Below are 15291 nucleotides of genomic sequence, written 5' to 3'. Positions count from 1 at the left end.
TCCCTTTTACTTTTATTATATCTATGATTTTACAACTAACGGCTTAAGGTATCGGTAGTGTTTATTAAAGTATCGGCAATATTATGTCCTAAACTATCCGTTTTTTGCTCAATTCTGATTTCTTTTCGAACTTCTAGCTTGTGTTCGCCTGCAATTGCCTTAACTGCGATGTATGGAGCAATAACTAGTGAAACAATAGACATTAATTTGATTAAAATGTTCATTGAAGGGCCCGAAGTATCTTTAAAAGGGTCTCCAACAGTATCGCCAGTTACAGAAGCTTTATGTGGTTCTGATTTTTTGTAGTGCATTTCGCCATTAATCATTACACCCTGCTCAAAAGATTTTTTGGCATTATCCCAGGCGCCGCCTGCATTACTTTGGAAGATACCCATTAATACACCCGTAACCGTTACTCCGGCTAATAATCCACCCAAAACTTCAGGACCGAAAGTAAAACCGACAATAATCGGCGTAATTAAGGCGATAGCGCCTGGCATCATCATTTCGCGGATAGAGGCTTTGGTAGAAATGGCTACACATTTTTCATACTCTGGTTTGGCTTTATATTCCATAATGCCCGGAATTTCTCTAAACTGGCGGCGAACTTCCTGTACCATGTCCATAGCCGCTTTACCCACTGCCTGGATACAAAGCGCCGAAAAGATAAAAGGGATCATACCACCTACAAACAAACCGGCAAGAACCGGAGCTTTATAAATATCGATTGCTGTAATGCCCGCAATACCTACAAAAGCGGCAAATAATGCCAGAGAGGTTAATGCTGCAGATGCAATCGCAAATCCTTTACCCGTGGCAGCAGTTGTATTTCCAACCGCGTCTAAATTATCGGTACGCTCACGTACTTCTGGTGGCAACTGACTCATTTCGGCAATACCGCCTGCATTATCTGCAATTGGTCCGAAAGCATCAATCGCCAATTGCATCGCCGTAGTGGCCATCATCCCTGCTGCGGCAATTGCCACGCCATATAAACCTGCAAAATGATAAGATAACATAATCCCTCCGGCCAATACCAAAATCGGAATCACGGTCGATTTCATTCCAACCGCTAAACCTGCAATAATATTGGTAGCATGCCCTGTTGACGATTGCTGGATAATAGAATTTACAGGTCCTTTGCCCATTGCCGTAAAATACTCGGTAACAAGACTCATAATGGTACCCACTACCAAACCCACAATAATGGCATAGAATACATTTATACTCGAAAACTCATAACCACGTAGGTTAAGGGTTTCTGGTAACATCCATTTCACAATAAAAAATGAAGCAACTGCCGTAATCAGGATTGATGACCAGTTACCTAAATTTAAAGCGGTTTGTACGTTCGATTTTTCATCTTTTATGGTTACAAACCAGGTTCCGATAATCGAAAATATAATACCCAATCCGCAGATGACCATCGGCAAGAGGATAGGAGACATGCCTCCAAAATTGTCTTTTACATCAATTTCCTGTCCTAAAACCATGGTGGCCAATATGGTTGCCACATATGAGCCAAATAAATCGGCGCCCATACCGGCAACATCACCCACATTATCACCCACGTTATCGGCAATAGTTGCCGGGTTGCGTACATCATCTTCAGGAATCCCGGCTTCAACTTTACCCACTAAATCTGCACCAACATCGGCAGCTTTGGTGTAAATACCACCACCAACACGGGCGAATAAAGCAATAGATTCTGCACCTAAAGAAAAACCAGTTAAAACTTCTATAGCCGTTTTCATTTCAACGCTGTTTACAGATACAACGTTAAAATGTTTTAAAAACACAATAAATAAGCCACCCAAACCTAAAACAGCAAGGCCAGCTACACCTAAGCCCATTACGGTACCGCCGGTAAACGAAACTTTCAATGCTTGTTTTAAACTGGTTCTGGCCGCCTGTGTGGTTCTAACATTCGCCTTAGTGGCCGATTTCATTCCGATATAACCTGCAGTTGCAGAAAATACCGCTCCTATAATAAAAGAGATAGAGATAATCCAGCTCGAATGCATCGGAACACCTTTAATTTCGGTAATGGTTCCCGAGTAGGCCAGAAGCGCAGCCGTAAAAACAGCAAAAATGCTTAATACTCTCCATTCGGCTTTTAAGAAGGCCATGGCGCCATCGGCTATATAGCCGGCAAGTTCCTGCATGTTTTTATCACCTGCATCCTGCTTGTTTACCCAGGCGCTTTTAATCATCATAACTATAATCCCGACAAGGCCCAGGGCCGGGATACAGTAAATTAAATTGTTTTGTAAAAAATCCATAGTTAATAATTGGTTTTATATTTGGTTATTATGTTGTTTATTGGTGAACTGTATAAATCGGTTAATTGTTTAGTTTATCTCAAACACTAAGCGCCAAACGTCTCTCCCCAAACTACGTACTTATAGCTAGCAAGATAATAAAATATTTTTCTTGTGATTAAAATTTTCATGATCAGGGCAAATAAAAATTCGCAGCATTAAAATAATACAGGGTAAGCACGCCTAATTTCTTTTTTTTAAATAAATTAGCCACAAACTAAACTCAACTAAAAATGAAAATTGAAAAAGAAGATGGGCCTTCTAAAAGAAAATTAAGCCTTTTTGATGCGACAATGCTGGTAATGGGCTCAATGATCGGAAGCGGTATCTTTATTGTTAGTGCCGATATCATGCGGAACTTAGGTTCTGGTTATTGGTTGATTGTGGTATGGGTGATAACCGGAGTAATGACGGTTGCAGCTGCAATTTCTTATGGCGAACTTTCTTCTATGTTTCCTAAAGCAGGTGGGCAGTATACTTATCTGAAAGAGATTTTCGGTAAAATGATGGGATTTCTTTATGGCTGGGGCTTGTTTACGGTCATTCAAACCGGAACTATTGCAGCTGTAGCTGTAGCTTTTGGTAAATTTACAGCCTATCTAATCCCTGCGTTAAACGATGCAGCTCCAATTTTTCAAAGCGGCGGCTATAAAATTACCTGGATACAGATTTTGGCCATTGGTGTTATTCTGCTTTTAACTTATATCAACACAAAAGGTGTTGAAAGTGGTAAAATCTTACAGAATATTTTTACAGGATCTAAAATTGTGGCTTTAATTGGTTTAATTATTTTAGGCTTCTTCCTGGTAAAGAACAGCTTTTGGGCTGAAAATTTGGGTTTTGGATCGAGTGCTTTTAATAATCTTAAAACAGATGCAAGCGGGAATTTCCTGAAATCCGGCTGGGAATCCATTTCCGGTATGACAATAATGGGGGGGATTGCAGCAGCAATGGTCGGTTCGGTATTCTCGAGCGTGGCCTGGGAAAATGTAACTTTTGTTTCAGGAGAAATCGAAAACCCCAAAAAAAATGTAGTACGTTCTATGGTTTTGGGTACCTCAGCAGTTATGATTCTTTATTTATTGGTTAATTTTATCTATCTCAATACCCTAAACAGAGATAGCATTGCTTTTGCCCTTAACGATCGGGTTGCTGTTGCCGCTTCAGAGCAAATTTTTGGCAGTGGAATTGGTACCATTGTAATTGCCTTGCTGGTGATGATTTCTACTTTTGGTTGTGTTAATGGAATCGTGTTAGCCGGTGCAAGGGTTTTTCAAACCATGGCAAAAGATGGAATGTTTTTTAAAGCAGCACTTAAAAATAATAAAAATGGAGTTCCTGAAAAGTCGCTGTGGATGCAGGGCATTTGGGCATCTGCTTTATGTTTAAGCGGACAATATGGTAACCTGTTAGATATGATCTCCTTTGTGATTGTGCTTTTTTATATGATTACTGTTTTTGGCGTGATTTATTTAAGGATAAAACAACCTAAGCTTGAGAGGCCCTATAAAACCTGGTTATATCCAATTACACCGATTATTTACTTATTGATCGGGGCAGCATTTTGCATTTTACTCTTAATTTATAAACAACAATATACCTGGCCAGGACTTGTGATTGTTTTGCTGGGTGTGCCGGTCTACTTTTTTATCAATAAAAAAGAACAGCTGGATTAGGCAAGGTTGTCTTGCTGAATTTAATTCAACATCATAATGATAGGATAGATCCTGAAACAAGTTCAGGATGACGGTGCGAAATGAAGAATTACTCAGAAGCCTCGCAGGTTTTAAAGCTTGCGAGGTTTTTTTACGCCAAAAATTATCGCATTGCCATTGGCTTTTTTGTTTTTCTTCGTAACTACCTATTAAATCTCATATCTAAAGTCTCGTTTTACATTAGAAAATCAGTGTTCGGTGTCAATCGGTTCCGAAAGCCCCGCTGTCCGCTTTACTTCGTTGCACTCCGTGCCCGCTACCATCTGGTTTAATTTGCCTGGTTTTGAGCAAGGAACTCATTGATTTAAACCCGGCATGGCGGATACTGGCCTTGCGCCTAAGGCCTGCAGGCGCCCGCCTGAACGAACGGGCAGGTATGAGCATGTGGCGGGACTAACACTGCCATGAAACACAGGATTTGCTTTTCTAAAAAGAAATTAATGTTTTTTAAAATTAGCCATTAGGAATTGTTTCACCTAAACCCTAAACCCTAAACCCTAAACCCTAAACCCTAAACCCTAAACCCTAATTGTATAATCTCTCAAATCTAACCTCGCGTCTCGAACAAAAACCGTATTTTTGCAAATAATGGGAACACTTGTAGATTCAGGGATCAAGGGGTATAAAAATTACGGTACGCATTTGCGCGAAAAGTATAAAGGGCAACGTGTGTTTAAAGTAATTGTAGATGGTGGTTTTACCTGCCCCAATCGCGATGGCAGCAAAGGTTACGGTGGATGTACTTATTGTAATGTAGATTCTTTCACGCCTGAGCCTTCGCGTAAAAATCCAAATATTAAAGATCAGCTTGCCGAGGGCATGTTTAGGGCAAAAACTTCTTATAAAGCAGATAAGTATATTGTTTATTTTCAGCCGAACACCAATACTTATGCGCCGGTACATTATTTAAAGATGATGTACGACGAGGCTTTATCGATTAATACCGAAGATATTGTGGGTTTTGCCGTGGGTACCCGTCCTGATTGTATCGATGCCGAAAAGGTAGCTTTATTAGAAAGTTATACCGATCGCTTTGATGTAGATTTGGAAATGGGGATGGAATCTATATATGATGAAACCCTTGATCAGATTAACAGGGGCTGTAGTCATGGCGAGTTTGTGGCTGCGGTAGAATTGTTAAAAGATAGTAAGCTCGATCTGTGTGTGCATACCATTTTTGGCTTCCCCTGGGAAACCAGAGAACAAATGCATGGTTATATTCACGAAATTAACCGTTTTCCTCAGATTAAGTTCGTTAAATTCCACCACCTTCATGTAGTAGAAGGATCGATCATGGGGGCTAAATACAAAAAAGAGCCATTTAAGTTATTCTCACTTGAGGAGTATACCGATCTACTTTGCGAACTAATCCCGCTTTTACGTCCGGATATTGTTATTCAACGTCTTTTTGGGATTTCTGACTGGGATTTGTTAATTGCACCTAACTGGGGGCTTAACAAATCGGCAATTCAAACCTATATGGATAAAGAAATTGAAAAAAGAGGTATTGTTCAAGGATCTGCGTATTTTTCTTAAAAAGACAAAATTTTTAATATTTTTTACAAAAACCCATGAAATTTCATGGGTTTTTTGGTTAATAGTGAATTTTTTTAGCTAATTTTTTATAAATTTTAGGTAAAATCATATAAAATGCTATTTCTAGTATGTTTTGTTTTTATCAAAAACTCGCATTAAAACTGCTCTGATTTTTTGTTATTTTTAATTTTGAGGTTATTTTTTGGTATGTTTTATAAAAATTACTCGTTTTTATTAAAATATTTCAACTTAATAGTGTAAAAACTACATTATGTCGTATTTTTATCAAAATAAATCAAGCATATTTTAAATATTTAAACAATACAAACAAATTAAACTAAAAACTATGAGTAAATTCTCCTTTAAACAGTACGCGCCTTTTGCGATATTGATGATTGTCGCAATTTTCGCTCTATTTATTCCACTTCTTCCTAATTTTGATGAAGGCAAGTATAGTGCACCTGATATTGCATTCATATTAATCGCCGCAGCTTTAGTATTTTTAATGACTCCTGGTCTTGCATTCTTTTATGGTGGAATGGTTCATCGTAAAAATGTATTGTCTACCATGATTAAAAGTGTTGTAGCCGCAGGAGTAATTACAGTTTTATGGACAGTAGTTGGATTTAGTTTGGCCTTCGGTGATACCATTGGTGGTTTTATTGGAAACCCTTCAACATTCCTTTTCTTTAAAGGTGTAAATTCTGGAGCACCTCACCTTCAGGGAGGAGCAGACTTAACCATTCCGCTTTCTTTATTTGCGGTGTTTCAGTTAATGTTCGCCATCATTACACCAGGTTTAGTAGTTGGTGCCGTTGCAGAACGTATCCGTTTTACTTCATACATTTTATTTATTGTGTTATTCGCAATATTCGTTTATTCGCCGTTAGCACACTGGACATGGCACCCACAAGGTTTCTTGTTTAAAATGGGTGTATTAGACTTTGCAGGGGGTACAGTGGTACACATTTCTGCAGGTATGGCCGCTTTAGCCGGTGCATTGGTTTTAAAACGTAGAAAATCTCACTTAGAGCATAAAGAAGTTCCACCAGCTAATATCCCTTATGTATTAATTGGTACAGGTTTATTATGGTTCGGTTGGTTCGGTTTTAACGCAGGTTCTGCATTAGGTGCCAATAGCTTAGCTGTTTCAGCATTTTTAACAACCAATACAGCTGCAGGTGCTGCAGGTTTATCGTGGATGTTCTTTGATGTGGCAAGAGGTAAAAAACCTTCAGTTTTAGGTTTTTGTATCGGAGCGGTAGTTGGTTTAGTAGCCATTACGCCGGGTGCAGGTTTTGTAAGTATTTCAGCAAGTATATTCATTGGTGCCATTGCCGCAGTTATTTCTAACCTTGTGGTTTCATGGAAACAAAAAACCAGCCTGGATGATACTTTAGATGTTTTCCCTTGTCATGGTGTGGGTGGTATCGTTGGTATGTTGTTAACTGGTGTTTTTGCTACAAAAACCGTAAATGCTGCAGGTGCTGATGGATTGTTTTATGGTAACCCGGCTTTCTTTATTACACAATTAAAAGGTGCTGTAATCGTAATCATTTTCAGTTTCGTGGTATCATTCGTTATTTTCAAACTGGTAAATCTTATCAATCCAATCAGGGTTTCTGAAGAAGAAGAAGAACTAGGTCTTGATGCTTCTCAACACGATGAGAAATACTCACAAGGTACCTTGTTAGTAGAAGAAAGAGCGATCTATATCGAAAGAAACAGTCCGTTAACAGAACCAATTTCTTAAGGATTTTATAATATCTAAACTCAAAATAAGCTCAAACATGAAGAAACTTTTAACCGCTATTTTCGCAATGGCCAGCACTACGTGTGTCCTGGCCCAGGAAACCACGACGTCACCACTTGAAATTTCAGGATCGGTAGATACGTACTTTAAATATGATTTTGCCAAGAACCCACTAAATGCAAAAACATCATTTGTAACTGATCATAACTCAGTATCGCTGGGGATGATCGATATTGCTTTGAAGAAAAAAACTGGCAAGGCCTCATTTGTTGGAGAGCTTTCTTTTGGCCCAAGAGGACAATCGCAATCTATCCCTGATGCCGCTGCTGCTGGTTCTTCATTTAATATCCAGAATTTATATGTTAACTACGAGTTTACAGATGAATTTAGCATGACTGCTGGTTACATGGGTACCTTTATCGGATATGAGGTGATTTCTCCGGTTGGAAACTTCAACTACTCTACTTCATATTTATTTACCAATGGTCCATTCCAGAATGCCGGTATCAAAGCCACTTATAAATTCAGCGATAAAGTAAGTTTAATGGCTGGTTTATTTAACGATTGGAATGTGTACAGTGCATCTCGTGGTGTTTCAGCTATTGGTGGCCAGTTAATGGTTGCACCGGTAGAAGGCTGGACCGCTTACATCAATGCTTTATCAGGAGCTGGTTTTGGTGGATACGGAACTATTGTGGATTTAACAACTGCATATCAGGTTACTGAAAAGTTTAAATTAGGTTTAAATGCAGCTAATTACGATATTAAAGACAGTTCGGTACCAGGAAGTTATGCTGGCGCAGCTTTATATCCTCAGTACGCCATATTAGATGCGGTAACTTTAGGTTTGAGAGGCGAATACTTCAAATTTAAAGCAGCCGGTGCAGTTCCTGCTACAGCTTTTACAGCCGTAACACTTACCGCAAACATTAAATCTGGTGGTTTAACTTTTATCCCGGAGGTGAGATTAGACCATAACAGCGACAAACCTTTCTTTAAAGAAGGTGGCGCTGCAGCACCAAATGGTGGCCAGTTCTCTTTAGCAGCTGTTTACGCTTTTTAAGGAAATAAAAATGTTATTATCAGGCCGTTCCGATATGAAATCGGGACGGCTTTTTCTTATCTTTAAAGCGTTAGATTTATCTATTAACCGATTTAAAATGAAACACCTTCTTTTTATAACATTTGCTCTTCTTTCAATTCAATTATCCGCACAACAAAAACAGTTTTCGAAAGATGATAACGGTAAATTTATCTATTATAAGGTGGTAGATTCGCAATTGGTAAGCAAAGATACTTTGCTGCAAAGGGCCAAATCTTTCATTAATGTAGCTTATAAAAAATCGATGACACAGGAAAGTATTACCGATTCTTCTATTTTAGCTAAAGGAGCAATGGTAATTGATAAGACAATTTTAGTTGCCGGTCATCCGAGTGGTGAAGTGAGTTATCATTTCGTTTTTGAGGCGCGTAATGGAAAGTACAGATTCTGGTTAACCGATATGCTGTTTATCCCATACCAGAGGGATCGTTATGGAAATTTTGTAGCGACTACAAAAATTGGCGTGCCTTTAGAGCGTACACCAGGCAAACTTGGTGCAGGCGCATGGAAGGATATTTTAAACAGTGCTTATAACAAAATCGAAAAATTTGGCGATGACTTCAAGAAGTATTTAGCCACGAATAGGGTAGAGAAAGCCAAAAAGAAGGCAGAAACCATTTCAACTAAAAAATGGTAGCTGGCCTGCGTTAAAATTTCCCAAATAATTCTTGCACTTTCTGAGAGCGGAATTTAAAAATTTCGTTGATTTTATTATTCACGATGATGGCATTCGCCATTAAGCCAATAGGTCCCCAGCCGATGCTGTAATGCAAAATATCGTGCATCAATACACCGCCATCTACTTTTTCGAAATGATGCTGGTGATGCCAGAATGCAAAAGGGCCAAAGCGCTGCTCGTCGATAAAATATTCCTTGTCCTTAACGTGTGTGATCTCCGTCACCCAGTTTAATTTAATGCCAAGCAAGGGCGAAACCTTGTAGGTGATGATCAGGCCAGGGTACATTTTAGTATTGACCATATTTGGTGAAGTAACATCAAAGGTCATATCCTGTGGGGTAATTTCGGCCAGGTTCATGGGCGAAGAAAAAAAGTCCCATGCTGTATCCAGATCAACAGGTAGTTTTTGGGTAAATTCTAATCTATATGTTTTCAAGTTTTTGTTTTAAAAGCACAACAACGAAGTTGGGGTTTTGTTGAAGATAGTTTAGGTTTAACCGCAAGTTCGCAGAATGAGGGCACAGCGATCGCAAAGTTGGAGCGTAACGAGTTTCGTCATCCCGACTGAAGTGCAGCGGAATGGAGGGATCTATGAGGGATATTGATCATCAACGTGACCTATAGATTTCTCGGCGGTGCTCGAAACGACGATAATCAGCTTCGAACCTCTAACCCAAGACTTTCCGGCTAACTACCTAATGCACCATTTTATCGGCACAGGTAGAACTGGCAAATGCTTCTGGTTTAGCCTTAAAAATAAAGCCCATACTTAAAATATAACCCATGGCATCATTAAGCGCTTTATTCGATTTAAATGATGGGCTGGTGTTGATATCGGCATGTACTTCGAGCGCTACATCATAAATGTCAAGTAAATCGCAGATGGAATAAGCTGTTTCGATAGATTTTTGCACTTCCATCAACATTCTTTCTTTAATGCTTACCTGCTGTGTGCTTTTTTCCTGGTGAATGTACATAAAACCGCCATGATGTTCTCGTAACAGCACAATTACGGTTGCAAAATCCGTTACCGCACCTTTTACCTGCGAGTCGGTGCCAATACAAACTTTAAGCTTGAAACCGTTTTCGCTTTCTCTGATAATTGCTTTTTCTACTTCTTCAAGGATCGAAGATTGAATAATTTCACCACTAAATTTTTTCCACGTCATACATTGTATTTTTTGAGGTTAATTCCAAAGGAATCCCCTTTGGTACAAATGGCAATCAGGTTTTTATAAAAATAAGCGCTAAAAATTAAATATGTGTTAAGCGTAGATTGTTTATTTGCTAACAAAAAGTTAGTTATCAACAAGTTAGTGATAATTGTTTGGATGATCTTATTATTTATTGAAACAAATTATTATCCGCTCCGTTAATATTTGTACATTCATTAAAAATTCTTAATTATGAAAGCAGAATTAATTCAAGAGCTTCAGTTATTACAAAATAGCAGGGCGAATAAATTTGCAGATGAACTGGCTGACAAGATTTTATCTTCGGTTGATGCTGTTAACGAAAAAGTACTATCATCAATGTCTAAACGCGGTAACATGTTAATGTTGCTCGAGAAAAGATTAAACTTTTCTACCCTTAGGAAACTTAGGGAAAGATTTTTCAGACCGTAACTAAGGCTGTATTCCGGGCATAAAGAGAAATGATTACCTTTATGGCCGAATGATAGAAAATGCCTTAAAAAAATTAAACATCGCTGCACTTAACGAGATGCAGGAGTCTTCTGTAAAAGCAGCTAAGACTGGTAAAGATGTAATATTGATTGCGCCAACGGGTTCAGGGAAAACGTTGGCCTTTTTATTGCCATTACTTTCTAACCTAAAAGCCGGCGTAAAAGGAGTGCAGGCCCTGGTTTTGGTTCCATCAAGAGAACTTGCCCTACAGATAGAGCAGGTTTTTAAACAAATGGGTACTTCGTTTAAAGTAAACTGCTGTTATGGTGGCCACGCTGTACGCATCGAAAAAAATAATCTTGCACATCCTCCAGCAGTCTTAATCGGAACACCTGGCAGGATCGCTTATCATTTAGAGTATCAAAACTTTGACGAATCTTTTATCGAAACCTTGGTTTTAGATGAATTTGATAAAGCACTGGAATTTGGTTTTGAAAATGACATGTCATACATCATTGGTTCGCTACTTTCGTTAAAACAGCGTATACTTACTTCTGCAACCAAAATGGAAGAAATTCCGGCCTTTGTAAAGCTGAATTCGCCTGTTGAAGTCGATTTTTCAAAAAATATCGAAGCAAAACCAGATCTGAAACTCAAAAAAATAACAGCGCCTGCAGCCGATAAGCTAGATTACCTTTTCAGATTACTCAGTAAAATAGGGAGTAAAAACACGCTGGTTTTCTGTAACCACAGGGAAACGGTAGACCGGATAAGTGATTTACTTTTCGAAAATGGTTTAGGACATGATGTTTTTCACGGAGGGATGGAGCAGTTCGATCGTGAAAAGGCATTACTTAAATTTAGAAATGGCAGCCATCGGATTTTAATCACGACAGATTTGGCAGCCCGCGGTCTCGATATTCCCGAAGTAGAACATATTGTACATTATCAATTGCCTTATACCGAAGATGCCTATATTCATCGCAATGGCAGAACGGCAAGGATGCACGCAAAAGGAACGGCTTATGCCATTTTAACGACAGAAGAACATTATAAATATTTACCAGATGATATTGAAGAAGAAGTTTTATCTGAGCAATATAAATTACCAGAAGCCAGCGATTGGGTAACATTATATCTTGCACATGGCAAGAAGGATAAAATTAACAAAATTGATATTGTAGGTTTATTTTTGCAGAAAGGTACCTTAACAAAAGAAGATCTTGGACTGATTGAAGTGAAAGATACGACCAGTTATATAGCCGTTAAAAGAAACAAAGTAGAGAAACTATTGAAAACACTAAGTGGCGAAAAAATTAAAGGGAAAAAACTTAAATTAGAAGTGGCCAGTTAGGTTGGTTTATTAGTTCATTGGTCATTGGTTCATTGGTTCATTGGTTCATTGGTTCATTGGTTCATTGGTTCATTGGTTCATTGATAAAATGGGAACTAAAGTTCTAGATTTATTTTTGTTGTCATTCAATAATTTATTTATTCAACCGTTTATTTAATAACTCAGTCATTCATTAATGCTTTAATTCAATCATGCGCTAATTCTCTAAATCAATCACTCAATCATCACTTAATCAATCTCTAATTCAAACATTAAAAATGAGCAACAACGATATATTAAAAAAACTAAGAGTAGCCTTATCATTAAAAACAGAAGATATTATCACCATATGCGACCTTGTTGGATTTAAAGTAACCAAGGCAGAACTAGGCGATATTTTCAGAAATGAAGACCATGAAAATTTTAAACCTTGTGGCGATCAGATTCTACGTAATTTTTTAAATGGTCTTGTGATTTACAAAAGAGGTCCGAGGGATGAGAAAAAGCAATAATTTATGCTTTTTATTATTTTTTATACTGATCACGCTTTCTGTTAACGCTCTCGCTCAGTCTCAGTTTAAAATAAGTGGTAACGTAATCGATTCTTTGAAAAAGCCTATTGAAGGTGTAAGCATCCGATTGATTACTGATAAAGATACCCTCCGCTCAAATTCTGACGGGAAAGGGAATTTTGCATTCGCGAAAGTAAGCCGCAATAAGTTCTATCTTAGCATTTCTGCATTGGGCTACAAGCCATTTGCCTCGATCTACGAAATTGAGTCTTCGAAAAAAAACGCCGTTTTAGAACCCATTATGCTCAAAATGGAAACCATCCGTCTCGAAGATGTAGAGGTTAAAGTAAAGGTAGATCCCATTAAAATCAAAAAAGATACCATTGAATATAATGCTGCTGCCTACACCATCAGAGAAAATGATAAAGTGGAAGACCTGCTCAAACAGTTACAAGGCGTTGAGGTCGACGAAAAAGGTGCTGTTACGGCAATGGGGAAAAAAATGACCAAGCTGCGGGTAAATGGTGAAGATTTTTTTACCAGTAACGTAGAAGATTACATCAGGCAGTTACCTGCCGATATTATTGCTAAACTTCAGGTCATTGATGATTATGGAGACGAAGCTAATTTTACCGGCATAAAAGTAGGTACGCCACAGAAAATGTTAAACCTGGTTACTAAACCCGGCATGGATAAAGGTGTTTTTGGCGGCGTAAATATGAGTTCTGCTACCAATAATGCACATAACCTCGGCGGTAACGGGAGTATATGGAAAAAAACGAAGCAAATTGGTTTTGGAAGCCGTTATGGGATTACCAATAATGAGTTTACCAAAATGAACAACGGAGGTTTAAACGGTAATATCAGGGACAAAATTTCGAAGGAATTTAGCTTTAACGGTGCTTATCATTTTAGTAATGGAATTAATAAATCCATTCAGAGTAATTACCTCGAAACGTTTAATCCGCAGGGAACCATATTCGATTTGAGAGAAAGCGCCAATAATTCTAAATCGCTAAACAATAACATCAACCTGGGTTTAAATGGCGCCACAAAGAAGAATTATTTCAATATTTCGCTTAGTGGGGCTTTGGCCAATACCCGCAATGATGCGTTTTCAACTTCCAATAAAACAGGGTTTATCAAACAGGATCTTCTGTCTAATTCAGGCTCACGGAATAGCAATCCTAATGTTAATGGAAGCATCAATTGGTCTCGCCGGCTGGCTAATAATAAGCGGTCGCTATCTATGGGATTTAATTTTGGCACAAGCGAAGGAAATTCAAACAGTAGAATTAACGACATTATCAGGTACTATAACGAAACCACTAACATACTGGTTAAAGATTCGTTACTAAACAGATTGGTTGATAATAATACTTCGAACTCCAATTTTGGGGGTAATTTCCAGTTTTCCAATTCATTAAAAAAGCCAAACGACAGTACAGGATATAGTTTTATTAATTTGTCTTACCGTTTTTCGGTAAGCAGGAGCCGGAATTTGCAAACTACAACGGTAACTAATCCACTGGGGAACGATTTTGTTGTCGATTCGCTGGGGCAGGATTATGTATCTAATTTTATTAATCAGAATTTCGGTATTGGCTTTAATACCAATGCAAAGCGGATCAGTTATAATTTAGGCCTTAATTTTTCCCCCAGCATCATTATCGGTAAATACCAGAATACGGGACAGGAGCTAAAAAACTACCAGTTAAATTTTTCACCCTCTGCCAATTTAAGTTATCAGATTAAAGACAACGGGAATTTGAGTTTTGGCTACAATGGTTACACGAGTTCGCCCGACTTTAATAAACTGCAACCCGTTAGAAACAATAATGATGTACAGAACCTGATTATCGGTAATCCAGATTTGAAAGCAACATCCAGCCATACCGCCGATTTAAGCTACAATCAATTTGGCCTTAAATCGGGATTGAGTATTATGGCAGGTTTATCAGGAACTTTTGCTTTTAATAGCGTTGTGAGTAATACGGTTTTTCTGAGAGATACGCTCAACAGTTTAAAACAGCAAACGACCTATGAGAATGTAAATGGTATTTATAATGTGGGTGGAAATTATTCCTTAAATAAAAGGTTGTTAACCAATAAACTATCGCTCTCTGTCAATGGAAATATCGCCTATAGCCGTAATGTTTTTTATACAGAAAATGTATTAAACCGGAGTAGTGGAATTAACGTTTCGAACGCTTTTAGGTTTAACCTGAATGAGAAAAAATATTCTTTTAATACCAGCGTTTCGTATAGCTTTAGTTCAAATACCTATTCTGTAATGAACCAGAATATTAAGAATATCCAGGTGCTGGCTTTAAATGGCAGTGCCAGCTGGATTCCTAATAAACGTTTTAGGGTAAATGCCTCAGCCTCTAAAAGTTTAAATTTTGGATACAATCTATATTCCGGTAACCCTTTATTGGTGAACATGGGATTAAATACCTCCTTTTTGAAGGATAATAAACTCCTCTTTTCTATTCAGGCCAACGATCTGTTTAACCAGGGAGCCCTCTTTAGTACCAGTATTAGCAATAATTCCATATCTGAAAACAGGACACGCTTTATCAGCCGCTTTGTGCAGGCAACCTTAGGTTATAATCTGAGCCAGTTTGGAAACAAAAGAAACAGAACGAATGTAAATTTAAGTGGAGTTGAATTTAATTAATCGGGAATTAATTAGTTTAGCGTTTCGTTCAAACC

The 15291-nt window shown here is 38.1% G+C and carries 13 protein-coding genes; 9 read left to right on the top strand and 4 right to left on the bottom strand.

The features are described 5' to 3' along the window. Nucleotides 1–35 precede the first annotated feature (35 nt). The gene (locus CA265_14995) at nt 36–2282 is read right to left on the bottom strand and encodes a sodium-translocating pyrophosphatase (protein ARS40889.1); all 2247 of its coding nucleotides are present in this window, start codon (nt 2280–2282) and stop codon (nt 36–38) included. Nucleotides 2283–2554: 272 nt separating this feature from the next. Here CA265_14995 and CA265_14990 point away from each other — a divergent pair, with 272 nt between their 5' ends. Continuing rightward, complete coding sequence (locus CA265_14990; GenBank protein ID ARS40888.1) at nt 2555–3997, top strand: amino acid transporter; 1443 nt, start codon at nt 2555–2557, stop codon at nt 3995–3997. 240 nt (nt 3998–4237) lie between these two features. On the opposite strand, the gene CA265_14985 is transcribed toward CA265_14990, so the two are convergent. Beyond that, nucleotides 4238–4420, bottom strand: a complete 183-nt coding sequence (locus CA265_14985) for a hypothetical protein (protein ID ARS40887.1) — start codon at nt 4418–4420, stop codon at nt 4238–4240. Nucleotides 4421–4624: 204 nt separating this feature from the next. Here CA265_14985 and CA265_14980 point away from each other — a divergent pair, with 204 nt between their 5' ends. The 4 genes from CA265_14980 (at nt 4625) to CA265_14965 (ending at nt 9064) form a co-directional block, all read left to right on the top strand. After that, nucleotides 4625–5572: a TIGR01212 family radical SAM protein gene (locus tag CA265_14980; protein ID ARS40886.1), complete on the top strand. Its 948-nt coding sequence runs from the start codon at nt 4625–4627 to the stop codon at nt 5570–5572. 346 nt (nt 5573–5918) lie between these two features. Further along, entirely contained in the window at nt 5919–7325 is a 1407-nt protein-coding gene (locus CA265_14975) for an ammonia channel protein (protein ID ARS40885.1), read from the top strand. 37 nt (nt 7326–7362) lie between these two features. Next, nucleotides 7363–8388: a hypothetical protein gene (locus tag CA265_14970; protein ARS40884.1), complete on the top strand. Its 1026-nt coding sequence runs from the start codon at nt 7363–7365 to the stop codon at nt 8386–8388. A 10-nt stretch (nt 8389–8398) separates the two neighbouring features. After that, the gene (locus tag CA265_14965; GenBank protein ID ARS40883.1) at nt 8399–9064 is read left to right on the top strand and encodes a hypothetical protein; all 666 of its coding nucleotides are present in this window, start codon (nt 8399–8401) and stop codon (nt 9062–9064) included. A gap of 10 nt (nt 9065–9074) precedes the next feature. Here the strand turns inward: CA265_14965 and CA265_14960 are convergent, their stop codons facing one another. Continuing rightward, nucleotides 9075–9497, bottom strand: coding sequence for a hypothetical protein (locus tag CA265_14960; protein ARS43006.1), 423 nt, complete (start codon nt 9495–9497; stop codon nt 9075–9077). A 304-nt stretch (nt 9498–9801) separates the two neighbouring features. Continuing rightward, nucleotides 9802–10275, bottom strand: coding sequence for a hypothetical protein (locus CA265_14955; GenBank protein ARS40882.1), 474 nt, complete (start codon nt 10273–10275; stop codon nt 9802–9804). Between the two features lie 237 nt (nt 10276–10512). Between CA265_14955 and CA265_14950 the strand changes: the two genes are divergently transcribed. From CA265_14950 to CA265_14935, 4 genes are all read left to right on the top strand, one after another. Further along, a complete protein-coding gene (locus CA265_14950; protein ID ARS40881.1) occupies nt 10513–10731 on the top strand; it encodes a hypothetical protein in 219 nt (72 codons plus the stop codon). A 49-nt stretch (nt 10732–10780) separates the two neighbouring features. Then, complete coding sequence (locus CA265_14945) at nt 10781–12085, top strand: helicase (protein ARS40880.1); 1305 nt, start codon at nt 10781–10783, stop codon at nt 12083–12085. A 257-nt stretch (nt 12086–12342) separates the two neighbouring features. Continuing rightward, nucleotides 12343–12576, top strand: a complete 234-nt coding sequence (locus tag CA265_14940) for a hypothetical protein (GenBank protein ID ARS40879.1) — start codon at nt 12343–12345, stop codon at nt 12574–12576. Continuing rightward, nucleotides 12560–15256, top strand: a complete 2697-nt coding sequence (locus tag CA265_14935; protein ARS40878.1) for a hypothetical protein — start codon at nt 12560–12562, stop codon at nt 15254–15256. Before CA265_14940 ends, CA265_14935 begins: the two co-directional genes overlap by 17 nt. Nucleotides 15257–15291: the final 35 nt, after the last annotated feature.

This window comes from Sphingobacteriaceae bacterium GW460-11-11-14-LB5, assembly GCA_002151545.1.
In the GTDB taxonomy this organism is placed as follows: domain Bacteria; phylum Bacteroidota; class Bacteroidia; order Sphingobacteriales; family Sphingobacteriaceae; genus Pedobacter.
Note: the sequence above shows the minus strand (reverse complement) of the source record. Positions and strands in the feature narration are given on the sequence as shown.